Origin of the sequence: Actinopolyspora sp. BKK2 (assembly GCF_011291845.1) — a bacterium.
GTDB lineage: Bacteria > Actinomycetota > Actinomycetes > Mycobacteriales > Pseudonocardiaceae > Actinopolyspora > Actinopolyspora saharensis.
In genome coordinates, this window is record NZ_JAANTE010000003.1 from 73,320 (window position 1) to 97,570 (window position 24,251).

The 24,251-nt window shown below is 68.1% G+C and carries 18 protein-coding genes and 1 riboswitch; of the genes, 9 read left to right on the top strand and 9 right to left on the bottom strand.

Going from position 1 to position 24,251, the window contains the following annotated elements; translation table 11 throughout:
• Position 1: 1 nt before the first annotated feature.
• On the top strand, positions 2 to 2,116 hold the full coding sequence (locus G9Q41_RS07320; RefSeq protein WP_092521835.1) for an FUSC family protein: 2,115 nt from the start codon (positions 2 to 4) through the stop codon (positions 2,114 to 2,116).
• 88 nt (positions 2,117 to 2,204) lie between these two features.
• On the top strand, positions 2,205 to 3,272 hold the full coding sequence (locus G9Q41_RS07325) for a DUF3616 domain-containing protein (RefSeq protein ID WP_092521837.1): 1,068 nt from the start codon (positions 2,205 to 2,207) through the stop codon (positions 3,270 to 3,272).
• Between the two features lie 323 nt (positions 3,273 to 3,595).
• On the opposite strand, the gene G9Q41_RS07330 is transcribed toward G9Q41_RS07325, so the two are convergent.
• Positions 3,596 to 5,080 (bottom strand): peptide MFS transporter, encoded by a 1,485-nt coding sequence (locus tag G9Q41_RS07330; RefSeq protein WP_092521839.1) that lies wholly within the window; start codon positions 5,078 to 5,080, stop codon positions 3,596 to 3,598.
• Between the two features lie 271 nt (positions 5,081 to 5,351).
• Between G9Q41_RS07330 and G9Q41_RS07335 the strand changes: the two genes are divergently transcribed.
• The 4 genes from G9Q41_RS07335 (at position 5,352) to G9Q41_RS07350 (ending at position 10,157) form a co-directional block, all read left to right on the top strand.
• Entirely contained in the window at positions 5,352 to 5,912 is a 561-nt protein-coding gene (locus G9Q41_RS07335) for a TIGR03086 family metal-binding protein (RefSeq protein WP_165632185.1), read from the top strand.
• 371 nt (positions 5,913 to 6,283) lie between these two features.
• Entirely contained in the window at positions 6,284 to 7,651 is a 1,368-nt protein-coding gene (locus G9Q41_RS07340) for a hemolysin family protein (protein ID WP_165632186.1), read from the top strand.
• Entirely contained in the window at positions 7,648 to 8,688 is a 1,041-nt protein-coding gene (locus G9Q41_RS07345; RefSeq protein WP_165632187.1) for a hemolysin family protein, read from the top strand. Before G9Q41_RS07340 ends, G9Q41_RS07345 begins: the two co-directional genes overlap by 4 nt.
• Positions 8,689 to 9,353: 665 nt before the next feature.
• Positions 9,354 to 10,157, top strand: a complete 804-nt coding sequence (locus G9Q41_RS07350) for a 3-methyladenine DNA glycosylase (RefSeq protein ID WP_165632427.1) — start codon at positions 9,354 to 9,356, stop codon at positions 10,155 to 10,157.
• Between the two features lie 73 nt (positions 10,158 to 10,230).
• On the opposite strand, the gene G9Q41_RS07355 is transcribed toward G9Q41_RS07350, so the two are convergent.
• The 8 genes from G9Q41_RS07355 to G9Q41_RS07385 all read right to left on the bottom strand — a co-directional run bounded on the left by G9Q41_RS07355 (position 10,231) and on the right by G9Q41_RS07385 (position 17,982).
• Complete coding sequence (locus tag G9Q41_RS07355; RefSeq protein ID WP_165632188.1) at positions 10,231 to 10,515, bottom strand: iron-sulfur cluster biosynthesis family protein; 285 nt, start codon at positions 10,513 to 10,515, stop codon at positions 10,231 to 10,233.
• A gap of 73 nt (positions 10,516 to 10,588) precedes the next feature.
• Complete coding sequence (gene gcvP / locus G9Q41_RS07360) at positions 10,589 to 13,483, bottom strand: aminomethyl-transferring glycine dehydrogenase (protein WP_165632189.1); 2,895 nt, start codon at positions 13,481 to 13,483, stop codon at positions 10,589 to 10,591.
• Between the two features lie 185 nt (positions 13,484 to 13,668).
• A riboswitch (glycine riboswitch) is annotated at positions 13,669 to 13,771 on the bottom strand.
• Positions 13,772 to 13,897: 126 nt separating this feature from the next.
• Entirely contained in the window at positions 13,898 to 14,470 is a 573-nt protein-coding gene (locus G9Q41_RS07365) for a MerR family transcriptional regulator (protein WP_165632190.1), read from the bottom strand.
• Between the two features lie 307 nt (positions 14,471 to 14,777).
• A complete protein-coding gene (locus G9Q41_RS07370; RefSeq protein ID WP_026152307.1) occupies positions 14,778 to 15,254 on the bottom strand; it encodes a bifunctional nuclease family protein in 477 nt (158 codons plus the stop codon).
• Positions 15,255 to 15,594: 340 nt separating this feature from the next.
• On the bottom strand, positions 15,595 to 16,059 hold the full coding sequence (gene garA, locus G9Q41_RS07375; RefSeq protein WP_092521870.1) for a glycogen accumulation regulator GarA: 465 nt from the start codon (positions 16,057 to 16,059) through the stop codon (positions 15,595 to 15,597).
• A gap of 250 nt (positions 16,060 to 16,309) precedes the next feature.
• On the bottom strand, positions 16,310 to 17,008 hold the full coding sequence (locus G9Q41_RS07380; RefSeq protein ID WP_347567483.1) for a CDP-alcohol phosphatidyltransferase family protein: 699 nt from the start codon (positions 17,006 to 17,008) through the stop codon (positions 16,310 to 16,312).
• Positions 17,009 to 17,248: 240 nt separating this feature from the next.
• A complete protein-coding gene (locus tag G9Q41_RS22625) occupies positions 17,249 to 17,476 on the bottom strand; it encodes a hypothetical protein (protein ID WP_092521872.1) in 228 nt (75 codons plus the stop codon).
• A 293-nt stretch (positions 17,477 to 17,769) separates the two neighbouring features.
• On the bottom strand, positions 17,770 to 17,982 hold the full coding sequence (locus G9Q41_RS07385; protein ID WP_139186522.1) for a hypothetical protein: 213 nt from the start codon (positions 17,980 to 17,982) through the stop codon (positions 17,770 to 17,772).
• Between the two features lie 404 nt (positions 17,983 to 18,386).
• Here G9Q41_RS07385 and G9Q41_RS07390 point away from each other — a divergent pair, with 404 nt between their 5' ends.
• The 3 genes from G9Q41_RS07390 to G9Q41_RS07400 all read left to right on the top strand — a co-directional run bounded on the left by G9Q41_RS07390 (position 18,387) and on the right by G9Q41_RS07400 (position 24,199).
• Positions 18,387 to 20,057, top strand: a complete 1,671-nt coding sequence (locus G9Q41_RS07390; RefSeq protein WP_092521873.1) for a sodium:solute symporter family protein — start codon at positions 18,387 to 18,389, stop codon at positions 20,055 to 20,057.
• 229 nt (positions 20,058 to 20,286) lie between these two features.
• On the top strand, positions 20,287 to 21,933 hold the full coding sequence (locus G9Q41_RS07395) for a beta-N-acetylhexosaminidase (RefSeq protein WP_165632191.1): 1,647 nt from the start codon (positions 20,287 to 20,289) through the stop codon (positions 21,931 to 21,933).
• A gap of 151 nt (positions 21,934 to 22,084) precedes the next feature.
• A complete protein-coding gene (locus tag G9Q41_RS07400; RefSeq protein ID WP_165632192.1) occupies positions 22,085 to 24,199 on the top strand; it encodes a catalase in 2,115 nt (704 codons plus the stop codon).
• The last annotated feature ends 52 nt before the right edge of the window (positions 24,200 to 24,251 follow it).

The window sequence follows — 24,251 nt, forward strand, 5'->3', positions numbered from 1 at the left end:
CATGTGGGGCGAGTGGTGGAACCGCTTCGTCGCCTCGGATCCCGCGCTCCGCAGGTTTCGCACCGCCATAAGGGTGAGCTGCTCCGTCGCCCTGACCCTCGCGGTGATGCTGCCCGGCCTCAGCCTGCTGGGACAGCCGCTGTCCAGCGCTCTGATCGGCGCGATCGTGGCCATCCAGTCCTCGGTGGCCGTCAACGACACGAGCCAGCGGCAACGGCTCGTGACGACCGCGCTGATGCCGTTGCCCGCGACCGCGAGCCTGGTCGTGGCCACCGCGGCCCAGCCCCTGCCGTCGTTGAAGGTGGGGCTGTTCCTCGTGGTCATCTTCCTCGCCACCTACATCCGCCGCTTCGGGGTGCGCTACTTCGCGCTGGGCTTCGTCGGGTTCTTCGGCTACTTCTTCGCGATGTTCCTGCGCCCCTCCCTCGGGCAGATCCCCTACATGGCCCTCGCCGCGGTGTGCGGGGCACTGGCCGCCGGTCTGCTGCGTTTCGCGGTCCTGCGCGACGACCCCCAGGGGGTTCTCGAACGCGGCCGCAGAACCCTGCGCGCGCACGTGCACTCCCTGCTGCACGCGGTCCGGGACCTGGCCGAACGCCCGGACTCGCCGAAGCGGCACCGCCAACTGCGGGTGCGGTCCACCCGGTTGAACGAGACGGCACTGATGCTCGAGGGGGTGCTCGAACAACTCCCCGGACTCGACGAACGCAGCCGACTGCTGCTCCGGCAGCGGCTGCTCAACGTCGAACTGGCCGCGGAGAACCTGCTCACCCCCCTGACCCGGGCTCTCGAGAACCCCGAGGACACCAGGGCCGTGCCCGCGCTGACCCCGCTGCTGGACGTGCTGCGCACCGACCCGACTGAGTTCCGCGCCGCGGGCAAGAGGGTCGCCGAGAACTTCGAGCACCAGGGCTCGGTCGAGCTGGCGATGACGGTACGCAGGCTCGGCTCGGCGATGGCGGAACTGGCCGAGGCCACTTCCGAAGTCGGCAGCGAGGGTGAATCCACCGTGGAGGAGGAAACCGCCCAGGAGGCCGATCACGGCCTGGAGGACTCCTCCTCGGAGAGTGGCGAGGAGACCGAGACCGGGCTGCGCCGCCCGGAAGTGCGCATCGCCGTGCAGGTGACCAGCGCGGCGGCGCTGGCCATACTCGGTGGCCAGTTCGTCTCCCCGAACCGCTGGTACTGGGCGGTGATCACGGCCTTCGTCGTGTTCATCAGCGTCAACAGTCGCGGCGACCTGCTGGTCCGCGCCTGGCAGCGGACGGCGGGAACCGTGTTCGGGGTGCTGGCGGGCATACTGGTCGCCTCGCAGGTGACCGGGCACCTCACCACCGAGCTGCTGCTGGTGCTGTGCTGTCTCTTCCTGGCCTTCTACTGCCTCGGGTACTCCTACTCGGCGCTGACCTTCTTCATCACCACCGCGCTGGGCATCCTCTACGGCATCCTGGGAACCTTCTCGGTGTCGGTGCTGGGCACCAGGCTCGTCGAGACCGCGGTCGGGGCGGCCGCCGGTGTGCTGGCCGCGGTGCTGATCCTGCCCACGAGCACCCGCACCTTGGTGCGCTCGCGCTCCCGCGAGTTCCTGCTGCAGCTGCGGGACCTGCTGCGGCACGCGGGCAACGAGACGAATTCCTCCGAAACCGTCACCGGGTTGCGCGAGAGCACCCGCGAACTGGACGAGAAGCTGCAGCAACTGCGCAACAGCGCACGACCGCTGACCGGGCTGCGACTGCGCTCGCGGAACAGCAGGCTGCAGCGGGAACTGACCGTCGCGCAGGGCTGCGCCTACTACGTGCGCAACCTCGCGGTCGTGCTCGGGCACACCGCGGAGATGACCGACGAGGACACGCGGCGCAGGCTCGCCGAGGCGCTGTGGGCCATGGCCGAGTCCGCCGAAGCGCTGACCGAGGAGAGCGACCGCTCCTTCGACGAGACGCTGCGCGTCCTGCACGGCTACACCGAACAACTGCACGACATAGCCGAGGCCCTGCCTGCGGGACCGACCTCGCTGCACCGGACCATCAACCTGCTGGACCGGATCGGGCAGACGATCCACGACCTCGGCCGTGAGTTCGGCTTCGCGGAGCGCAAGGAGGCGGAACCGACGAGGTGAGCCACTGGTCGGAGCGCTCCGGCGCTCCCGCAGCGCCAACATCGGACACGTCGACGAATCCGAGCCGTGCGGGCAGCATAATGCGGGCATGCACGACATCGAGCGGCGAATGGCGTTGCGGTTCCACGAGGAATCGGTCTCGGCGGACACGCACGTCAACATCTCGGCGATACGCGGCGACGCGAACGGCTGCCTGTGGCTGGCCGGCGACGAGACGGCGACCGTGGAGCGGCTGAGCGCCGAGCCCACGGAACATCCGGATTCCTACGGTGCGCAGCGCACCTTTCGGCTGGCCGATCTCGTGCCCCTTCCCGGTCCGGAGGACTCCGAGGCCGACATCGAGGGACTCGGGCTGGACGAGGACCACCTGTGGGCCGTCGGCTCACACAGCCTGGTGCGCAAGAAGATCAAGCCGAAGCACGACGACGCCAAAGCCGTGAAACGGCTGGCCCGGGTGCGCGACGAGGCGAATCGGCACGTCGTGGCTCGGCTGGCCGTGGAACGCGGTGCGGACGAGCCGCCGCGCGTGGTGCCGGAGACCAGCGACGGAAGGCGCTCCGCCGTGCTCGGGGCGCGGCGCAAGGACAGTCTCACCGAGGCCCTGGCCGAGGACGCGCACCTCAGTCCCTTCCTCCGGATCCCGGCCAAGGACAACGGGCTCGACATCGAGGGAGTCGCGGTCAAGGGCGAGCACCTCTTCCTCGGGCTGCGCGGCCCCGTCCTGCGCGGCTGGGCGGTGCTGCTGGAGATCGCTCCCGTCGAGGGGCCGAACCCCGGTGAACTCGTGCTGGACCCCTTCGGGGGATCGCGTTACCGCAAGCACTTCCTCGACCTCGGCGGCCTGGGGGTGCGGGACCTGTGCCCCCACGGTGAGGACCTGCTGATCCTGGCCGGTCCGTCCATGGAGCTGGACGGGCCCGTGCGGGTGCACCGCTGGAAGGGCGCGGCCCGTTCACGGGATCCGGAAGTGCTGCGCGCCGAACGGCTTCCGGTGGAGCTCGAGCTGCCGCACGGTTCCGGTGACGACCACGCCGAGGGGATCTCGGTGGTTTCCGAGGCCGAGGGCGACAAGCTGCTCGTCGTTTACGACAGCCCGGCGAGTCACCGGCTGCGGGAGGAGGACACCGTGCTCGGTGACATCGTCGCGCTGCCCTGAGACGGGCCGTCCCGGGAACACGGCAGCGCCCGCGGCGAAGGGGCTTCGCCGCGGGCGCGGACGACGAGCGGACCCGACAGTTCTGCGGTGGCACCCGCCGCAGCGGGACGGCCGCGGGCGGCGGAACCGGCATCGCGGTCGATGCCGTCGCCCCGGAAACGGCGGGCACGATCGCCGCCTCGTGATCACTACTTCGGCGATGACCGTGCCCGCTCGTGCCGGGTTCCGACGAACCGAGCCGGGGCACCACCACTTCCTGCGGTCACCCCGGAAGGCCGCACGACCGGCGGCGTCCTCCCCTGCTCGGTCCGCGGAGCGCGGAACTACAGCACGCCGCGCATGTACTTCTTGATCACCGGAACCAGCAACGCCAGCACGACTCCCAGGAAGACGGTCACGATCCCGACACCACCGAAGTACAGGTTCTGGTGGTCGGCGGAGTACAGCTTCGTGACCTGCGCGGCCACTCCCTGGCCCAGAGCCGGTGCCAGGAAGTACAGCCCCATCGTCTGCGAGGAGAAGGCCTGCGGAGCCAACTTCGTGGTCGCCGAGAGCCCCACCGGGGAGAGCATGAGCTCACCGATGGTCAGCAGCACGAACACGAAAGCGATCATGAAGGGGTTGAGCAACCCCTCGGCGTTGGTGAACAGGCTGGAGAACACCACCCACAGGAAGGCGATCCCCACGAAGACCAGACCACCCACGAACTTGCCCGGGGTGCTCGGCTGACGCTGCCCCAACTTGGTCCACATGACGGCGAACAGCGGGGCCAGGATGATGATGGCCAGCGGGTTGATCGACTGGAACCACCCGACCGGGAACTCGTGGCCGAACACGGTGGTGTTGGTCTGATGGTCGGTGACCACCACCAGCGTCGCGGCCTGCTGTTCGAACAGCAGGAAGAAGATGGCCGTGGACAGGAAGAGCGGGATGTAGGCGAGCAGGCGGTCGCGCTCCATCTTGGTGATCTGGTTGCTCCGGAACATCACCACGAAGTACGCGACCGGCAGCACCATCGAGATGCCGGTGATGGTGTTGATCAGCCCCGGGATCCCCCACAGGAAGACGGCGCCCCCGAGCGCGGCCAGGATCAGCAGAGCGACGATCGCGGCCCTCGTCAGGACCGTGTTCCTGCGGTCTGCGGGCAGCGGGTTGACCGGTTGGCGCCCCGCCTCGCCGAGGCGGTCACGTCCGAGAACGTACTGGATCAGCCCGAGGGCCATCCCGACGGCGGCCGCGCCGAAGCCCCAGTGGAAGCCGATGCCGGTCTGCAGGGCGGGAGTCAGGATCTGGCTGATGAAGGCACCGAGGTTGATTCCCGTGTAGAAGATCGAGAATCCGGCGTCGCGCCGCGTGTCCTCCTTGTCGTAGAGGCCGCCCACCACGTTGGACACGTTCGGCTTCAACAGGCCGGAACCGATCGTGATGAGGCCGAGCCCCACTCCCAGCGCTGGAAGACCACCGGGGAAGGCCATGGCGATGTGCCCGAACATGATCAGCACGCCGCCGTAGAAGATGGCGCGTTGCGACCCGAGCACGCGATCGGCCATCCAACCGCCGGCCACACCGGTCAGGTACACCGAGGATCCGTAAGCCAGGACCAGCGGCACCGCGATCCTGTTCTCGTCCAGCCCCAGACCACCGTCGGCGACCGCGGTGTAGAGATACAGCGCCAGGATGGCGCGCATCCCGTAGTAGGAGAAGCGCTCCCACATCTCGGTGAAGAACAGCGTGGACAGCCCGGGAGGTTGGCCGAAGAAACCTCTCCCGCGTGGCTGGTTCGCAACCGTGGAGGTGTTCACGATCACGTCCTCTCGTACGCATGGCACGGCGGCTGTAGCCACCTAACAACTTGCGGGAGGATACGCGCTCCGTTACTGGAAACGAGCACTAGGTCCCTCGAATGTACGACCTCTCGCGTAAAAACTGCTTCGCACAGTGATGTCGAGCTGTCCTTCACTGTGCTTGTAGCACATCCGAACACTCAGTGTGTTCGAGGACACGCCTCCGCCCGCCGAATCGGCTATCCTCTTCGCGGGAGCTACCGCTCCACCGAGGCCCCGTCGCCGTGGAGGGACGATGGAACTGCTGCCGGCGCACCGACTCGCCATGCGCGAGTTCGACCAGCGCGTCCAGCGCACCGAGGTCGACCAGCTGGACGATCCCACCCCGTGCAGCGAGTGGAACGTGCGCGACCTGCTCAACCACCTGGTCAGCGAGCAGCTGTGGGTGCCCTGGCTGCTGGAGGGCCACACCCTGGCCGAGGTCGGCGACCGCTTCGACGGCGACCAGATCGGCGAGTCCCCCAGGGAGACCTGGAACGAGGCGAGCGGGACGGCGCGCTCCGCCTGGGACGCGGCCTCGCTCGACGGACGTGTGCACGTGACCGGAGGAACCATCCCGACCGAGGAGTACGGCTGGCAGATGACCATGGACCTGGCCGTGCACGCGTGGGACCTGGCCCGGGGAATCGGGGCCGATGAGGCCCTGGACCCCGAACTGGTCGAGACCGTGCACGCCGTTTTCGAACCCCGGATGGACGCGATCCAGGGGGCGGGAATATTCGCGCCGCCCAAACCGGTTTCCGACTCGGCGGATCCGCAGAGCAAGCTGCTGGCCATGCTCGGCAGACAGCCCTGACCCCGCTCGACCGGTTCGGGCGAGCGAACCGGTCGTCGGCACGCGTGGGCTTTCCCGGCCCGCGCCGCGGATCACCTCGATCAGCGGCCGTCGCGCGGATCCCGCAGATATCCTCACCACAACCCGGGCCGCACCACGACGGGACGCGGTAGAATACCGACACCGAACACACGAGACCACCGAGCTCGCACGGTCGAGGGCGACTCCCGTTGGGCCGTGTGCGGCCACGTGAATTGACGCAAAGGAGGGACAGCGTCAGTGCCCGAGGCACACTCGACCGACGACAGTACCGGGCCGGGTCGAAGACCCGGCGCCTCTGTTGACTATCACCGGCCACGGTGCCGGACCCGCCGAGAGCGAGGCGGGCGCTGATGGACGTTCTCATCGCTGTGGCCGGGCTGCTGTTCGTCGGGGTGCTGACCTTCGGCACGGGGCTGGCCGTCGCGGCCGAGTTCTCCCTGACCACCCTCGAGCGAAGCACGATCGACGCTCACATCACCGAGGTCGGTGACCGGCGGGCCAGGACCGTGCGTCGAGCGCACAGCACCCTGTCCTTCCAGCTGTCCGGTGCTCAGGTGGCGATCACCCTGACCACGCTGATCACCGGTTACGTGGCCGAACCGCTGATCGGTGACCTGCTGCGACCGGTGATCACCTCCCTCGGGGTTCCGATGGGAGCGGCCGTCCCGGTCGCCCTGGTGCTGGCCATCTTCCTGGCCACGACCCTGTCGATGGTCTTCGGCGAGATGGTTCCCAAGAACCTCGCCATCGCACGTCCGCTGCCGACGGCACGAGCGGTCTCGGGCTACCACTCCCTGTTCTCCCGGCTGTTCAGCCCGCTGATCAACGGGATGAACAACAGTGCGAACTGGTTCCTGCGCAGGATGGGCATCGAGCCCCAGGAGGAGCTGCGCTCGGCGCGCTCCCCCGACGAGCTCGGTTCGATCGTGCGGTCCAGTGCCGAGCACGGGACTCTCGACGAGGCCACGGCAGCCCTGATGGACCGCTCGCTGCGCTTCGGGGAGCGCACGGCGCAGGAGCTGATGACTCCACGGGTCCGGGTCGAGTCGCTCGACGCCGCGGACAACGTCCTGGAGCTGATCGACACCGCGCGGCGCACCGGGTTCTCCCGGTTCCCCGTGCACAGCGGGGATCTGGACAACGTGCACGGTGTGGTGCACGTGAAGCAGGCGTTCGGGGTTCCGCTGGAGGCGCGGGCCGACACCGCGGTCGGGCCGCTGACCAAGCCGGTCCCCACGGTGCCGGAGTCCCTCGAGGGGGACGCGCTGCTCGAACGACTGCGCGGCTCCGGACTGCAGATGGCCCTGGTCGTCGACGAGTACGGCGGAACGGCCGGCATCGTCAGCCTCGAGGACGTCGTCGAGGAGATCATCGGCGATGTTCGGGACGAGCACGACCGGCGCGAGGCGGCCGCGATCCGCCGCACCGGCGGGTCCAGCTGGACCATCTCGGGACTGCTGCGTGCCGACGAGTTGGAGGAGGCCACCGGCTTCACCATGGCGGAAGGCGACTACGAGACGGTCGCCGGACTGGTGCTGTCCAGGCTGGGACGGATCCCCACGCCCGGGGACGGGATCCAGGAGGGTGACTGGATGCTGACCGTCACCGCCATGGACAGGAACCGGATCGCGGAGCTGCGGCTGCAGCACCTGCCCGCGGAGCTCGACGCAGGCGAGTTACCCGAGTGGGCCCATCGGCAGGAGGAGGTGTCCCGATGAACGACGGCACGGCCATCGGACTGACGGTCCTGCTCCTGCTGCTGAACGCGTTGTTCGTCGGGGCCGAGTTCTCGCTGCTGTCCTCCCGCCGCGATCGCCTGGAGGCGCTGCGCGAGCAAGGGGTGCAGCGGGCCAGGACCGTCATCAGGGCCAGCCAGGAGGGCTCGCTGATGCTGACCAGCTCCCAGCTGGGCATCACCCTGTGCTCGCTGGGACTGGGACGGCTCGGGGAGCCCGCAGTCGCCCACCAGCTGGAAAGGTTGCTCGGCCCGGTTCCCGTACCGGCCGTGCTGCTGCACGCGGTGGCCTTCGCCGTCGCGCTCGCCGTGGTGGTCGTGCTGCACGTGCTGATCGGCGAGATGGTTCCGAAGAACTTCGCGATCGCCGAACCCGAGCGGCTGGCCCTGTGGCTGGTCCCCGTCCTGGTGGGCTTCGTCAAGATCGCGCGGCCGTTCATCGCACTGTTCAACATGCTGGCCAACGCGGTGCTGCGGGTGCTGCGGGTCCAGCCCAAGGAGGACCTGGAGACCGCCTACACCTCCTCGGAGCTGGCCGAGCTGCTCGTGGAGTCGCGCAAGGAGGGGCTGCTGGACCAGTCCGAGCACCGCAGGCTGGCCAAGACGCTGTCCTCGACGGAGAGCACCGTCGGCGACGTGCTGGTTCCGCTCCACGAGCTCACCACGCTGCCGGGAGACCCGACGCTGGCCGACGTGGAGCACGCGGTCTCGTCCACCGGCTTCTCCCGGTTCCCCGTCCGCTCCGACGGCGGCAGGCTGCTCGGGTACCTGCACGTCAAGGACGTGCTGGATCAGGCGGGCAGTTCGCCGAACACCCCGGTCGCGTCCTCGCGGGTGCGGACGCTGCCGAGCGTCCGGAGCCGGGCCCGCCTCGACGACGCGCTGACGACGCTGCGCCGCACCGGCAGCCACCTGGCCACCGCCATCGACGACGGCGGCAAACCGCTCGGTGTGGTCGCGCTGGAGGACCTCGTCGAGGAGTACGTCGGCACCGTTCGGGACGCCACGCACGTGACGTGACCCCACGAGGTGGCCGGTGTCCGCCCCGGGGCGGACACCGGACCTCCGGGGCTCGGACGAGCGCCGCGCAGGTCCACCTGGAGCGCTCCGGGTGGTGATCGGCCCGCCTTCGGGGCCGTTCGACTCCGCCTCAGTTCTTGCGATCTCCGTTTTCGCAGTTCACAGGCATCGGCAGCAGCAGGCAGGAGCGGGACGAGGCGAGCTCTGTTGATCTCCCTTGTCGAGGTGCTCGCAGCCCGCTATGATCACGCGAGTCGGACCCCGCCCACGACCGCTTCCCCCGCAAGACCTTTCCGCGATCCGGCACGGGAACGCCCGCCCCCGGAAGGTGGTGTTCGCGACGTCACTTCCGGTGCTCGCGGTACGGCGGAGTCAGCGCCGCTCAAGTCCGACGACGAGGAACGCCCCGACTGCTGAATCCCTCACCGTCCGGAGCGCCCCCGCGCGACGTCACCGCGAGATGCTCGGTGCCCAACCGTCCTCGGGGCGGTCACGGGGCGTCCGGGAGATCCTCATGAACACCAGTGCCCCTGACCCCCACCTCACCCGCTCGTGGGGCTCCTCCCGGATCGGGTGAACCCCGCTGAACTACCGTGGTGGACGTGGTCGAGCAGGTCCTGACGCAAGCCCAGTGGCGGGAGCGCGCCGAGCGGCATCGCAACCGCATGCTGCACTGGACGCAACCGCACCGCGAACGGCAGCGGCGCGGTGAGAAGCACCCGGTGATGGACTTCATGTTCACCTACTACACCCAGCGCCCCTCCCGCCTGGAACGCTGGCAACCGGGTATCGGGGTGGCTCTGGAGGGCGGGCAGCCCTTCCTCGAACGCCGGGGATATCTCGAGACCACCCAGGGGGTCGCGGTTGATCCGGCGGAGCTCACCCCGCAACGGCGCGAGATGGTGGAGTTCGTCCACCGCCTGCTCTCGGCGACCGAGTCGCGGCCCGCCCAGCTCGGCTGCTTCGGGCTCCACGAGTGGGCGATGGCCTATCGCATCTCGCAGGACGAACTGCGGCACTCCTCCTGGCCGCTGCGCCTCGGGAGGAGCGGGACCGACGAGGTGGTCGAGTCCATGCGGATCCGCTGCAGCCACTACGACGCGTTCCGCTTCTTCAGCACCGAAGCGCGCCCGCTCAACTCGCTGCAACCGACGCAGCAGGACCGGGTCCGGATGGAGCAGCCGGGCTGCCTGCACAACAACATGGACGTATTCAAGTGGTGCTACAAGCTGGACCCGTTCGTGCCCTCCGAGCTGATGGGCGACTGCTTCGAACTCGCCACCGAGATCCGCGAGATGGACATGCGGGCAAGCCCCTACGACCTGAGCGAGCTGGGGTACTCGCCGATCGAGATCGAAACGCCGCACGGGCGTGCCGAGTACGTGCGGCGGCAGCGCGCGTTCGGCGAACGGGCCTCTCGGCTCCGCGAACGCCTGATCGGTGTCTGTTCCGGGCTGCTGAAGTACTGAGCGGGGCTGGAGTGAGCAGGGCTGGGTGGGGCGGCCACGGAGGTGACCACCCCACCCCGATACTGCGTACGGGTCAGCCGCTGACCGTCAGACCCAGCTCTCCGTTGTCGTCCCGTTCGGCGTCCAACGTCTTGTCGCCGAGCACGGTGGAGGCCTGCGTGTCCAGGAAGACGCGCACACCGGCCTGCTCGACGACCTCGTCGTCGTCCTCGGGAGCGGTCGCGACCGCCGCCTCCAGGCTTTCGGCCGCGGCCTGCCCGTCAGGCGAGCTGATACGCAGACCGGCACCCTCGGGGGACTCTCCGCCGGTCAAGATCAACTTGATGACCTCGGCCGCGTTCTCGCTGATGGTGAGCATACTGCTCTATACCCCTCTCGGAGTCGGTCACGTAAAGAGCCCACCGTATTAGACGGCGTCGCGTCTCGCCCGATTACCCCTCGTAAGCCGAGAGCGGCGGGCAAGAGCACACCAGATTTCTATCACCGTGGGCCTGGTCGATCCGCCGCACCGGCGGCCAGATCTTGTTCTCCGGGGTACCCATGGGGTACACCGCCTCCCACCGACCGTAGGAGTGCTCCCAGTCCCCCGCCAGCGCTGCGGCCGTGTGCGGAGCGTTGACCAGCGGGTTGTCCTCGGCGGGCCAGGCACCGGCCGCGACCTTGTCGATCTCGGCTCGGATCGCGATCATCGCATCGCAGAAGCGGTCCAGCTCCTCGAGGTTCTCGCTCTCGGTCGGCTCCACCATCAACGTGCCCGCCACGGGGAAGGACATCGTCGGGGCGTGCAGGCCGTAGTCGGCCAGCCGCTTGGCCACGTCGTCGACGCTCAGCCCCGCGTTCTTGGTGACCTCCCGCAGGTCCAGGATGCACTCGTGGGCGACGAAACCACCGTTGCCCGTGTAGAGCACCGGGAAGTGGTCGTTCAGCCGACTGGCCACGTAGTTCGCCGAGGCCACGGCGGTGAGCGTGGCCCTGCGGAGACCGTCGGCCCCCATCATGCGCACGTAGGCCCACGAGATCGGCAGGATGGAGGCACTGCCCCACGGGGCGGAGCTTATCGGTCCCACCCCGGTCTCCGGTCCGGCCTGCGGCTGCAGCGGGTGGTTCGGCAGGAACGGCGACAGGTGCTCGCGCACGCCGATCGGCCCGACGCCGGGGCCACCTCCGCCGTGCGGGATGCAGAAGGTCTTGTGCAGGTTCAGGTGGGAGACGTCGGCACCGAACTTGCCCATCCGGGCGAGCCCGATCAGGGCGTTGAGGTTGGCGCCGTCCACGTAGACCTGACCACCGGCCTCGTGCACCACCCCGCAGACCTCCTGCACGGTGTCCTCGTAGACCCCGTGGGTGGAGGGGTAGGTGATCATGATCGCGGCCAGGTCGTCCTGGTGCTTGTCCACCAGCTCACGCAGGTGGTCCATCTCGATGTTGCCCTCGTCGTCGCACCGCACCACGACCACGCGCAGGCCGGCCATGACCGCGCTGGCCGCGTTCGTGCCGTGCGCGCTGGCCGGGATCAGGCAGACCTCGCGCTGCCCCTGACCGCGCTCGCGGTGGTAGGCCCGGATGGCCAGCAGACCGGCGAACTCGCCCTGGCTGCCCGCGTTCGGCTGCAGGCTCACCGCGTCGTAGCCGGTGATCTCGGCCAGCCAGTCCTGCAGGTCCTCCACCACCCGGAGCAGCCCGGCGGCGTCCTCGGCCGGGGCGAACGGGTGCAGCTCGGCTATGGAGGGCCAGGTGATCGGTTCCATCTCGGCGGCGGCGTTGAGCTTCATCGTGCAGGAGCCGAGCGGGATCATGCTCCGGTCCAGGGCCACGTCGGAGTCCGACAGCCTGCGCAGGTAGCGCAGCAGGGCCGTCTCCGAGCGGTGGCGGTGGAACACCGGGTGGGTCATGTAGTCGCTCTCGCGCAGCAGTCCCTCGGGCAGTGCGCGGCCGACTTCCGCGTCCAGCTCGTCCACCGGGGTGCGCTCGCCCTCCTCGAGCCCGAAGGCCCGCCAGACCAGCGCGAGACGGTCCCTGGTGGTGGTCTCGTCACAGGTGATGCCGACGTGATCGGCGTCGACCCTGCGCAGGTTCACCCCGTTGCGGCGCGCGGCGGCCACGATCTCGTCGGCGCGGCCGGGCACGCGGGTGAGCACCGTGTCGAAGAACTCGTCGTGGCAGACCCGCACCCCGCCGCGCCGCAGCTGCTCGGCCAGGACGGTGGCCATCCGGTGCGTGCGGGTGGCGATCGAACGCAGCCCCGCGGGACCGTGGTAAACGGCGTACATCGAGGCGACCACCGCGAGCAGCACCTGAGCCGTGCAGATGTTGCTGGTGGCCTTCTCCCTGCGGATGTGCTGCTCCCTGGTCTGCAGCGCGAGCCGGTAGGCCTGGTTGCCATCGGCGTCCACGCTCACCCCGACCAGTCGGCCGGGCAGCTGCCGCTCCACTCCCTTGCGCACGGCCATGTAGCCGGCGTGGGGGCCTCCGAAGCCCATCGGGACCCCGAAGCGCTGGGTCGTGCCGACCACCACGTCGGCGCCCATCTCGCCCGGGGCGCGCAGCATGGTCAGCGCCAGCAGGTCCGCCGAGACCACGGCCATGCCGCCGCGCCGGTGGATCTCGGCGATGACCTCCTCGTGGTCGCGGACCGCTCCGGACGCTCCCGGGTAGGCCAGCAACGCGCCGAAGAAGTCACCCTCGGGCAACCCCTCGACCCCCCGGGAGAGATCCGCCCGCACGATCTCGATGCCCAGCGGCTCGGCGCGGGTCTCGATCACCGACAGCGTCTGCGGGAAGGCGTCGTCGTCCACCACGAACCGCGGGGACTTGGCGCGCCCGGCCCGGCGGATCAGGGTCATGCCCTCGGCCGCTGCCGTGGACTCGTCCAGCATCGAGGCGTTCGAGACCGGGACCCCGGTGAGGTCGGCCACCATCGTCTGGAAGTTCAGCAGCGCTTCGAGACGTCCTTGGGATATCTCGGGCTGGTAGGGGGTGTAGGCCGTGTACCAGGCGGGGTTCTCCAGTACGTTGCGGCGGATGACGGGGGGCGTCACGGTGGCGTGGTAGCCGAGCCCGATCATCTCGACATGGGGCGTGTTGCGGCTGGCCAGCTCGCCCAGCTCGTCCAGCGACTCGGCTTCGGTTGCAGGCTCCGGCAACCTGAGCTGCGAGTCGCGCTCGCGAATGCCGGCGGGAACCGCGTGTTCGCCGAGCTCTTCGAGGGAACCGACTCCCACCACGTCGAGCATGCTGGCCAGCTCGGCGGGCATCGGGCCGACGTGACGTTCTGCGAACGGGGTCCCGTGCTCCAGAGCGGCCAACGGTATACGGTCGTCGGTCATCGCCAAAACCTCACTCATCGCGGGCATCTCGGACAGGGCAGACAGCACGCGGTACGGACGTGCTGGCCTCCCCCTCTGTCAATGCCCGCGAAGCGGACGCCTGAGAGCTTCGCCCTGCGAATCGGGCTTGCACCGTCGGCGGGGTTCGCCACGACACTGTGGCAAAGCCCTCTTTCCAGAGGCATCTCGCCCGTACGGTCCCAATGGCCTGAGAGGTTGTCGGGGAGGGTTTGCTCCTTCGGCGCCACTCCGAGATCGCTTCGGAGTGGTCTCTCCCGCACGGGGTCGGCGACGGATGCGAGCGTACCTCATCTCGTGCCGTTCAGGAATTGTCCGAGACCACGGAAGGGCTCTCGTTTCCCACGATACGGTCTCCCGAACGGTCGAAACAGTACTGAGCGGTCGAAACAGCGCTCAGGAGCTCTCCGGTTGACGGGTTCGCCGCCTCCGGGACAACTCGTCCTCGTCCGCAGCGGACTCCTCGGAGCCGTCGGCCCGCTCCGCCGGGAAATCGCTTATCGTGCCGCTTATCTCGCGCATGGCCCCGCTGACCGCGATCCCGAAGACGCCCTGTCCGCCGCGGAGCAGATCGACGACGTCCTCGGCCGAAGTGCACTCGTAGACGGTGGTGCCGTCGCTGAACAGCGTGACCCCGGCCAGGTCGCGCACTCCCCTGCTGCGCAGGTGGTCAACGGCTGTCCGGATGTTGTGCAGCGAGACCCCCGCGTCCAGCAACCGCTTGACGATCTTCAGGACCAGAATGTCCTTGAACGAGTAGAGCCGCTGCGAACCGGACCCCTCGGCCAGCCTGATCGAGGGCCCCACGAGGTCCGTGCGTGCCCAGTAGTCCAACTGCCTGTACGTGATGCCCGCGATCTGGCACGCCGCACGACCGCGGTAGCCGACCAACTCGTCCGGCAACGCGGCGTCCGGAAAAAGTTCGCCTCGTTCCTCGTCCGTCTCGAACCATGGTGCGTTCTCGACCACGCGCGCCTCCCCTCGGCCGCTGCACTGGCGGCTACTCGATCAGGAGGAGGCGAAACAACCTCCCTCGGCCCCGGAACCAGGCTTGTCGTAGCCCCCGCCCGCTTTAGAACACCGCGCGCACGACCACCGCGTGTCCTTCGACGGTAGGCCTGCCGGTAAACGCGGTCAACGCGACGCGCGGGAACGGCTCTGCGCTCGAAGGAGCGCCCACGACAACCGCTCCGGAACCACTCCTCCACGAATGGCCGGTCACACGGCGACTCGTTCCACCGACCGCCGCCGTGTCCGACCTCGTCGAGCTTTCCCGTCAGGTATCCGCTCCGCGGAAGTCCTCGGGGGAGACCGAGTCCAGGAATTCCTTGAACTTCTCGACCTCGTCCTCCTGCTCGTCGGGAATCAACAGCCCGGCCTCGTCGAGCACGGACTGCTCGGCGTGGATCGGAACTCCCGTACGCAGCGCCAGCGCAACGGAGTCACTCGGCCGCGCCGAGACCCGCACGTCCCCGTCGAAGACCAGCTCCGCGTAGAACGTCCCCTCCTGAAGATCGGTGACCCGCACCTGCTCCAGCTCCCGTCCGAGAGCTCCGACCACGTCCTTGAGCAAGTCGTGGGTCAACGGCCTGGCTGGTCGCACCCCCTGCTGTTCCAGCGCGATCGCGGTCGCCTCGACCGACCCGATCCAGATCGGCAAGTACCGTTCGCCGTCGGTTTCGCGCAACAGCAGGATCGGCTGGTTGGCCGGCAGTTCCACTCGCACGCCGACGACGCGCATCTCGCTGCTCATCGTCAAATCGCCTCCTCCAGCGCGCCGAAGCGTGACATCTCCTCCGAGGATCGCGCACCGACGCCTTCGACGCTACCCGCGATACGGCGAAGACGCCGCCCATACGAGCGCCGACTACTTCCATCGACTCCCGAACCACCCGATGGGATCGCACCCGATCGTCCCACGGTGTCCGGACAACAGCGGAACGCACCGGGTGAACAACGGTACCGACGGAACTCCGATGGAGCACATCTCGCGAACCCACGAACCGGGACGGCCCGCGACGTTCGGCAGCCGTATCGACGGTCCCGCACCTCCGGGGGCAGCACCACCGGAACCACCCCGGAGAACGGACCGGTCACCGGGTTGCCTGCTGCCCCTCCGCCGGGCCGGTCAGAAACACCAGGCGGAACTTTCCGATCTGCACCTCGTCCCCGTTGGCCAGCACGGAGGTGTCCACGGGCTCACGGTTGACATAGGTCCCGTTGAGGCTACCCACGTCGACGACGACGTACTCGGCCCCTTCCCTCCGGAACTCGGCGTGCCTGCGCGAAACGGTGACGTCGTCCAGGAAGATGTCACTGTCGGGGTGCCGTCCGGAACTGGTCGTCTCCCGGTCGAGAAGGAACCGCGATCCGGCATTGGGCCCACGCTTGACCACCAGGAGGGCGGATCCGGCCGGCAGCGCGTCGACGCCGGACGCGGAGGCTTCCGAAGGCGCGCTCTCGGTGCTCTCCTGCTCCGAGAGGAAGGGTTTGAAGACCGACGTGGTCTCCGATGACTGCTCCGGCGGTACGTCGCCGGGCCCGTCGTTGGTGCTCACCTGAGCTCTCCTCCTGCGCATGGGTCGTACCAGTGCCATCAAACGTACCGCGCCACGCAGAGTGCCAGACGGCCTGTCCCGATTTCCATACCTGTTCATACCGAGATCACCGCCCTATTCCCACAGTAGTCGCAACGAAGATCACATCTGCGAGCGGGCTCGCCCGCCACTCCCGGCGCCGATCGGCGTCGGAGCCACGACGAACCGGCGGCACATCACGTTGACGCACCCGTGGAACAGGGCCACCCGGTCAACTACGTGCCCGAGACGATCGTACCGCGCTGATCACCTGCACCAGATAGAGCACACCAGCCCACACGTACAGCGCCCCGCCCCAGCAGGTGAAGGCGTAGGCCAGCGGCTGAGCGATCCAGTCCAGCGCGAAGTCCCCCTGGACCAGCAGCAGCAGCGGGAAGGCGTACATCAGGCAGAAAGTGGCCGCTTTGCCCAGGTAGTGCACGTCGGGGGGCTCGAATCCGTGGTAACGCAGCACCGGAAGGCACGACGTCAGCAGCACATCACGCGCGATCAACGCGGCCGCGGCCCACCAGGGAACCACCCCGCGGAGCACGAAGGCCACCAACGTCGCCACTATGTACAGCCTGTCGGCGGCGGGGTCGAGCAGCTGGCCCACCCTGCTGTACTGGCCGAGCCAGCGAGCCAGCTTGCCGTCCAACCAGTCGGTGACGCCACTGATCACCAGGACCAGCAGGGCGAACAGGTCCCACTGCGGCCCGAGAAGCAACCACAGGAAAGCCGGAACCCCGGCCAGGCGCAACGCGCTCAGCGCGTTGGGCACGGTCCACCACGGATCGCTCCAGACGTCCGCGGCGACCTCCTTGATGCGGTCCATCCCCTGCTCTGGAGGGTCCCCCCGTTCCTGGGACTGCTGAGCGTCCCGAGAGTTCGAAGCCGATCCCGCAGTGGTGCCGTCGGCGTCTTGCACCACGAGACCCTCCCCCTGTGAGCGGGCGGGCCGCACCCTCGCGGAACGGTCCCACCATCCGTGACGACGTCCTCCGCGGTCACGCCCGGACGTGTCACCTTACCTGCCTGCTCAGGGTGCCATACGCTCCCCGCTCACTCGGGCACGGCACCACCGCGGACGGGCGGGGACGGGCCGAATCGGAGCGGCTCCCGCGGACGGGGCACTGCCGCGGCCGGAGACTCGTCCGGCCCGTCGGTTTCCTCAACGGGCGGGCAGCCTCCACCCTCGGCGTTGGAGCTCGGAGTCGCTGAGAAAGCGCGGACGCCCCCTGTCGTCCACACCGACCCAGCGCGAGCGCCCTCCGATTCCCTCGAGGACGAAGGGGTGGCCACCACTCCACACGACGGAGCAGGGAGCGGTGGGAAGGGCCGTGGCCCCCGGGTCGACACCGTTGTCCGACCCCGATTCCGCTGATGTGTCACCGCGCATCTGAGTCAACACCTCCGCCGGGACGGTCCCCGACCGCTTCGGATGTGAGAGGTCTTCCCTGCACCTGCCGATTGTGCGCGCTGCTCGGCCGGCTGTCCCGCCGCGCGGAGCGCGTTGCGCCGGGCGGTCACCGGGACGCGCCGAGTCGGCACCGAGGGCCGCGCGAGCGATCCGCCGCACCGATGGGCGCACGGCGGACCACGTACCGCTCGGCGTGGCTCGCGACGCCACGAGCGGTGCTCGCCCGCCACCTACCCCGGGAACGGAGCGGGGAACGCAGATCCCCCTATCAATCAATTGTCGACAATCCGATCCGATTTTTGTTCGTCCTCGCACAATTCAGTCGTTCTCGAGCACTGCACCGCGGCCCGAATGAATTGATGACCACCAAAAATGGAGGCCACCCCTCTGACCGCCCGCCGCATCACCCCTGCCGAAGCAGAAAAATAAAAAAGCAAAGCGTGGTCGATCCGCCACACCACGTGCCGGACCAGTCGTTTTCCCACCGCAAAACCCCTTCGGAACACTCCTCCACCCGGTGGCCATGCAAAGCACAGTGGCAATTACGCAGTGAGTCGGCCAACACTTTTCCCGGAGAACCCCGCCCGACCCCACCCCGGAAGCAGTGCAGGAAATCACCCCCGAAATGCAAGAAAAAAAGCCTTGTGACCTGCTATTTTCCCGGCACTCCCCGACTGCGGAACCGCGCGGGCACCGCACCGACCGGACTGAGACCCGACCACGATTCGTTATCCCGATGTGACTAGTACATCTGTACATCTCAGTGATTTCTGGCTATGGTTCCGAATCGTTCTGACAGCGACACGGAAGGATGAACGTGCCTGCCGAAACACGTACGAACGGTGACGACAGCACCCGACCATCCGCTGCCCGAAGCGGCAAAAGCGGCATGTTGAAGATCGGCATCTTCGCGGTCGTTCTGGCTTTCGCGCTCGGTTACGTGGCCATCGCGGAACCGAATGTTTCCTGGCCAGGGCTGATCGCCATGCTGGTGTTCTACGCATTGTTCTACTGGCTGGGTGCTTTCGTGGCCGCCCGACGCGGAGGCGGGCTGGGCGACACGATGGTCGCCGGACGCAACATGCCGCTGTGGATCGGCGTGTTCACGATGACGGCGACCTGGGTCGGCGGCGGTTACATCAGCGGAACCGCCGAGAGCACGTTCAGCACCGGGATGGCCTGGGCGCAGGCCCCGTGGGGCTACGCGTTGAGCCTGCTCATCGGAGGCGCGTTCTTCGCGAAGAAGATGCGGCGCGGGCGGTTCACCACGATGCTGGACCCCATCGACATCCGGTTCGGCAAACACGTCGCGGGACTCGGCTCGATCCCCGCCATCCTGGGTGAGGTCTTCTGGACCGGAGCCATCCTCACCGCCCTGGGCACGACGTTCGGGACCATCATCGGTCTCGACTTCACGGTCTCGATCGTCCTGTCCGCGATCATCGCGATCGCCTACACCGTCGTCGGCGGCATGTGGTCGGTGGCCATCACCGATGTCGTCCAGGTGGTGCTCATCTTCATCGGGCTGATCGTCGCCGTGCCGTTCGCCGCTTCGACCGTCGGCGGCCTGGGTGAGGCGTGGAGCTCGTACCCGGCCAACTTCGACTTCGAGTCCTACGCCTCGCTGTTCCCGCCGTTGACCGGCTGGGACGACCCGGGCTGGGGTCACGCCTACTGGAACTGGTGGGACTCCGGACTCGCGCTGGTGCTGGGCGGCATCCCGTGGCAGGTGTACTTCCAGCGGGTGCTCTCGTCCAGCAGCCCGAAGAACGCACGCAGGTTGTCGATCGGCGCGAGCGTGATGTGCGTGCTCGCGGCCATCCCGCCGGTGCTCATCGGCGTCATCGCCACAGCGGCCAACTTCCAGGCCGAAGGAGCGCCTCCGCTGGACAACCCCTCCATGGTGCTGCCCTACGTGCTGCGCTACCTGCTGCCGACGGGAGCCGCCGCGCTCGGACTCGGAGTGCTCGCCGCCGCTGTGATGTCCAGCGTCGACTCCTCCGTGCTCTCGGCTTCCTCCCTGACCGGGTGGAACGTGTACCGGCGCCTGCTGAGCCCGCGAGCGGGAGCGGAGCAGGTGCAGAAGGTGATCCGCAGGCTGATCGTGATCATCGGTGCCGCGGCCACCCTGATGGCGTTGCAGGCCAGCAGCGTCTACGACCTGTGGTACCTGGCCAGCGACCTGATCTTCGTGATGCTCTTCCCGCTGCTGGTGTGCGCCCTGTTCGTGCCGTGGGCCAACCGCATCGGGGCGGCCTCCGGCTTCGTGGTCGCGGTGGTCCTGCGCCTCTCGGCCGGTGAGGACACCTTCGGGCTCCCGCCGTTCCTGCCCTGGCCCTGGTACGAGGACGGGGCGGTGCAGTTCCCGTTCCGCACGGTGGCGATGGTCGCCTCGCTGGTGACCATACTGGTGGTGTCCGCGGTAACGCGGCGCAAGAGCGCTCCGGTTCCGATGGCCGCGCTGGAGCCGGACACCCCGGAACGCACCAGGTGGGGCAACGACCTGACCGAGGAGCCCCCGGAACGGGAGGAGCCCCTCCCGGCCGCCGAGGTCCGGTAGGCCCCGGCGACTCGGTCGTCGGGCTGAGCCCGCGGGTTTGCTCGGCGCGAGCCGGCCGCTCCCCGGTGAGCGGTTGCCCGGCACCCGCAGTCGGCCCCCATCGCTGTCCGCAGCGGTGGGGGCCGACTGCTTTCGCAGGAACAGGCATACGTCAAACGGGTGTTATGCCTCACCCGCGATTTTGGTCTATACCTTATTTCACCGTTTCCGACGAGAGGTGCAGACCAGCATGAAACGCACTCGGGAAAGCACCCGAAGCCCGCACAGCAGACTCCCGGCCGCGCTCGCCCTGGCCACCACGGTGACGCTGGCCTGCGGCACCCTCGCCTCCGCCGCTCCCCAGACCTCCGCTCCCCACCCGGAGGAGCACGGCGCCGACAAGCACACCTCGGCGCTGAGCGACGTGATCCCCGCCCCCACCTCGGTGGAGCCGGACCGCGGCGCGAAGTTCCGCATAAAGTGGCACACCGGTATCCACGCACCCCGCGGCAACGCGGAGGCCAACCGCGTGGCCCGTTACCTCCAGCAGCGGCTGCGCCCCTCCACGGGATACGGACTGCTGATCAACCGCGGCACCCCCGGGCGGGGCGACATCGTGCTGAGTCTGGACGGCTCCGAGCAACGCCTCGGGGAGGCCGGCTACCGGATGAACGTGGACAAGAAGCGCCTGAGCATCCGGGCGACCAGCTCGGAGGGACTGTTCAACGGAGTCCAGACCCTGCGGCAGCTGTTGCCCGCCAAGGCCGAGAGCGACTCGCCCCGGCACGGACCGTGGAAAGTGCCCGCCGGGGAGATAGTGGACAAGCCCCGCTTCGAGCACCGCTCGGCGATGCTGGACGTCGCGCGGCACTTCTTCGAGGTCGACCAGGTCAAGCGCTACATCGACCAGATCGCGCAGTACAAGATCAATTACCTGCACCTGCACCTGACCGACGACCAGGGCTGGCGCATCCAGATCGACGGTTGGCCCAGGCTGACCTCGCACGGAGGCAGCACCGAGGTCGGCGGCGGTGACGGCGGCTACTACACCAAGCGGGAATACGCCGAAATCGTCGACTACGCGGCCGAGAACAACGTCACCATCGTCCCGGAGATCGACATGCCGGGGCACACGAACGCGGCGCTGTCCTCCTACGCCGAGCTGAACTGCGACGGGAAGGCACCACCGCTGTACACCGGGATCGAGGTCGGGTTCAGCTCGCTGTGCGTGGACAAGGAGGTCACCTACCGGTTCGTCGACGACGTCATCCGCCAGGTGGCCGCGATGACCCCCGGACAGTACCTGCACATCGGCGGCGACGAGGCCCACTCGACCACCGACGAGGACTACCGGAAGTTCATGTCCGAGGTGCTGCCGATGGTCGAGAAGCACGGCAAGACCCCGCTCGGCTGGCACGAGTACGCCCAGGCCGAGCCGTCGAAGTCGGCCATGGTGCAGTACTGGGGCACCACGCGCTCCAATTCGGAGGTCGCCGAAGCCGCGGATCGGGGCAACGACATCCTGCTGTCCCCGGCCAACAAGGCCTACGTGGATCAGAAGTACAACCCCGACACCGAGCTCGGCCTGGACTGGGCGGGCCCCACCACCGTTCGACAGGCCTACGACTGGAATCCGGGCGATTTCCTGGAATCGGTCCCCGACAGCGCGATCGCCGGTGTGGAGGCCCCGCTGTTCAGCGAGACGGTGACGAACTCCGACGAGATCGAGTTCATGGCCTTCCCGCGGATGCCCGCGATCGCTGAGCTGGGGTGGTCCTCGCCGGAGGAGCTCGACTGGTCCTCCTTCCGGCGACGTCTGGCCGGCCAGGCGGCCAGCTGGCAGGAACAGGGCATCGACTTTTACCGCTCGGAACAGGTCCCCTGGCCCGGGAACTGACCGTCCCCTGGTCCCGCACGGCGTGTCCCGGCCCGTTCCGGGACACGCCCGCCTGACCACCGGACACGGAACGAATCGTCGAGAGCACGCATAGTCGGAACCTCCCCCGGGAATCCTGCCGACGCAGACTGTTCCGCGTTCGGAGGTAACCATGGCGTCACAGGACCAACAGGACGACAAGCAGAGCCAGCTCGACCACGTCCGCGAGGATCCGCACGACAGCTACCTGACCACTCAGCAGGGCGTGCGAGTGGACCACACCGACGACTCGGTGACGGTCGGCGAACGTGGCCCCACCCTGTTGGAGGACTTCCACGCCAGGGAGAAGATCACTCACTTCGACCACGAGCGAATCCCCGAACGGGTCGTGCACGCCAGGGGCTCGGGAGCGTACGGACACTTCCGACCGTACGACAGCTGGCTGGCCGACTACACCACCGCCGACTTCCTGACCGATCCGCAGAAGACGACATCGGTCTTCGTCCGCTTCTCGACGGTCCAGGGGTCCAGGGGATCCAACGACACCGTGCGTGACGTGCGCGGATTCGCCACGAAGTTCTACACCGACCGGGGCAACTACGATCTGGTCGGCAACAACATGCCCGTCTTCTTCATCCAGGACGGGATCAAGTTCCCCGACTTCGTGCACGCCGTCAAACCGGAGCCGCACAACGAGATCCCCCAGGGTGCGTCGGCCCACGACACGCTGTGGGACTTCGTCTCGCTGCAACCGGAGACCATGCACATGATGATGTGGCTGATGTCGGACCGCGCCATTCCGCGCAGCTACCGCATGATGCAGGGCTTCGGGGTGCACACCTTCCGCCTGGTCAACTCGGCGGGCAGGGGCACCTTCGTCAAGTTCCACTGGAAACCCGTCCTGGGGACGCACTCCCTGGTGTGGGACGAGGCCCAGAAGGCCGCGGGTAAGGACCCGGATTTCAACCGCGGAGATCTCTGGGAGGCCATCGCGGCGGGCAACTACCCCGAGTGGGAGCTCGGTGTGCAGCTCGTCGACGAGTCGAAGGAGTTCGACTTCGACTTCGACCTGCTGGATCCGACCAAGATAATCCCGGAGGAGGAGGTTCCCGTACAGCCGGTCGGCAAGATGACGCTGAACAAGAACCCGGACAACTTCTTCGCCGAAACGGAGCAGATTGCCTTCCACACGGCGAACGTGGTCCCCGGAATCGACTTCACGAACGATCCCCTGCTGCAGGCGCGCAACTTCTCCTACCTGGACACGCAGCTCATCCGGCTCGGTGGTCCGAACTTCGCCCAGATACCGATCAACCGCCCGGTCGCCGAGGTGAGCAACAACCAGCGGGACGGCTTCAACCAGATGCGCATCCACCGCGGGCAAACCAGCTACTACAACAACAGCATCTCGGGCGGGTGCCCTGCGCTGGCCGGAGCCGACAACGGCGCGTTCTCCCACTACCAGGAAAAGGTCGAGGGCTCCAAGATCCGCAAGCGCAGCGAGAGCTTCAAGGACCACTACAGCCAGGCGACGCTCTTCTGGAACAGCATGGCTGCCTGGGAGCAGGAGCACATCGTCGCCGCTTTCCGGTTCGAGCTGAACAAGGTGGAGCACAAGCACATCCGGGAGCGCACGGTCGACCACCTGAACCACGTCGACCACGACCTGGCCAGCCGCGTGGCCACCGGAATCGGCGTGACCCCGCCGGCTTCCCCCGCGGTGACCAATCACGGGAAGAGCTCGCCCGCGCTGAGCCAGGCGAACTCGCCGACCGACTCCATCGCGACCAGGAAGGTGGCGGTGCTGGCCGCCGACGGCGTGCACGCCGAGGAGGTCGACCAGATGCGTCGCTACCTCGCCGAGCGGAACGCCGTGGCGGAGATACTGGCCCCGCAGGAGGGAACGCTGCAGTCCGCCAACTCCACCGAGGTCCCCGTGGACAGGGCCGTCAACACGGTGGCCTCGGTGCTCTACGACGCCGTGGTCGTTCCGGGAGGCTCCGCGAGCGTGAACACCCTGAACGCGGACGGCTACGCCGTTCACTTCGCGGCCGAGGCCTACAAGCACGCCAAACCGGTCGCCGCGAGCGGTGAGGGCACGACGCTGCTGCGCAGAGCGGGCATCGACGTGAGGTACGCCGAGGGCCAGGACGTGGTCACCGACAGCGGAGTGGTCACGGTCGCCGAGACCGGCGGATCACTTCCCTGGGGCTTCCTCTCCGACTTCGCCGAGACCCTCGCCGGCCACCGGGTGTGGAGCAGGGACACCTCGGGCATCCCCGCCTGAGGCTGTCACGCCGGTGGATCGGACGCCGCGGAGAGGTCCCGTCGCCGGGGAC

What these genes read in the sequence shown, in the direction of transcription:
- G9Q41_RS07395 (WP_165632191.1), top strand. Translation starts at nt 20,287, where the DNA reads ATGAAACGCACTCGGGAAAGCACCCGAAGCCCGCACAGCAGACTCCCG.
- G9Q41_RS07400 (WP_165632192.1), top strand. Translation starts at nt 22,085, where the DNA reads ATGGCGTCACAGGACCAACAGGACGACAAGCAGAGCCAGCTCGACCAC.
- G9Q41_RS07370 (WP_026152307.1), bottom strand. Translation starts at nt 15,254, where the DNA reads ATGAGCAGCGAGATGCGCGTCGTCGGCGTGCGAGTGGAACTGCCGGCC.
- G9Q41_RS07355 (WP_165632188.1), bottom strand. Translation starts at nt 10,515, where the DNA reads ATGCTCACCATCAGCGAGAACGCGGCCGAGGTCATCAAGTTGATCTTG.
- G9Q41_RS07390 (WP_092521873.1), top strand. Translation starts at nt 18,387, where the DNA reads ATGTTGAAGATCGGCATCTTCGCGGTCGTTCTGGCTTTCGCGCTCGGT.
- G9Q41_RS07350 (WP_165632427.1), top strand. Translation starts at nt 9,354, where the DNA reads ATGCTGCACTGGACGCAACCGCACCGCGAACGGCAGCGGCGCGGTGAG.
- gcvP (WP_165632189.1), bottom strand. Translation starts at nt 13,483, where the DNA reads ATGACCGACGACCGTATACCGTTGGCCGCTCTGGAGCACGGGACCCCG.
- G9Q41_RS22625 (WP_092521872.1), bottom strand. Translation starts at nt 17,476, where the DNA reads ATGCGCGGTGACACATCAGCGGAATCGGGGTCGGACAACGGTGTCGAC.
- G9Q41_RS07345 (WP_165632187.1), top strand. Translation starts at nt 7,648, where the DNA reads ATGAACGACGGCACGGCCATCGGACTGACGGTCCTGCTCCTGCTGCTG.
- G9Q41_RS07325 (WP_092521837.1), top strand. Translation starts at nt 2,205, where the DNA reads ATGCACGACATCGAGCGGCGAATGGCGTTGCGGTTCCACGAGGAATCG.
- G9Q41_RS07335 (WP_165632185.1), top strand. Translation starts at nt 5,352, where the DNA reads ATGGAACTGCTGCCGGCGCACCGACTCGCCATGCGCGAGTTCGACCAG.
- G9Q41_RS07320 (WP_092521835.1), top strand. Translation starts at nt 2, where the DNA reads ATGTGGGGCGAGTGGTGGAACCGCTTCGTCGCCTCGGATCCCGCGCTC.
- G9Q41_RS07340 (WP_165632186.1), top strand. Translation starts at nt 6,284, where the DNA reads ATGGACGTTCTCATCGCTGTGGCCGGGCTGCTGTTCGTCGGGGTGCTG.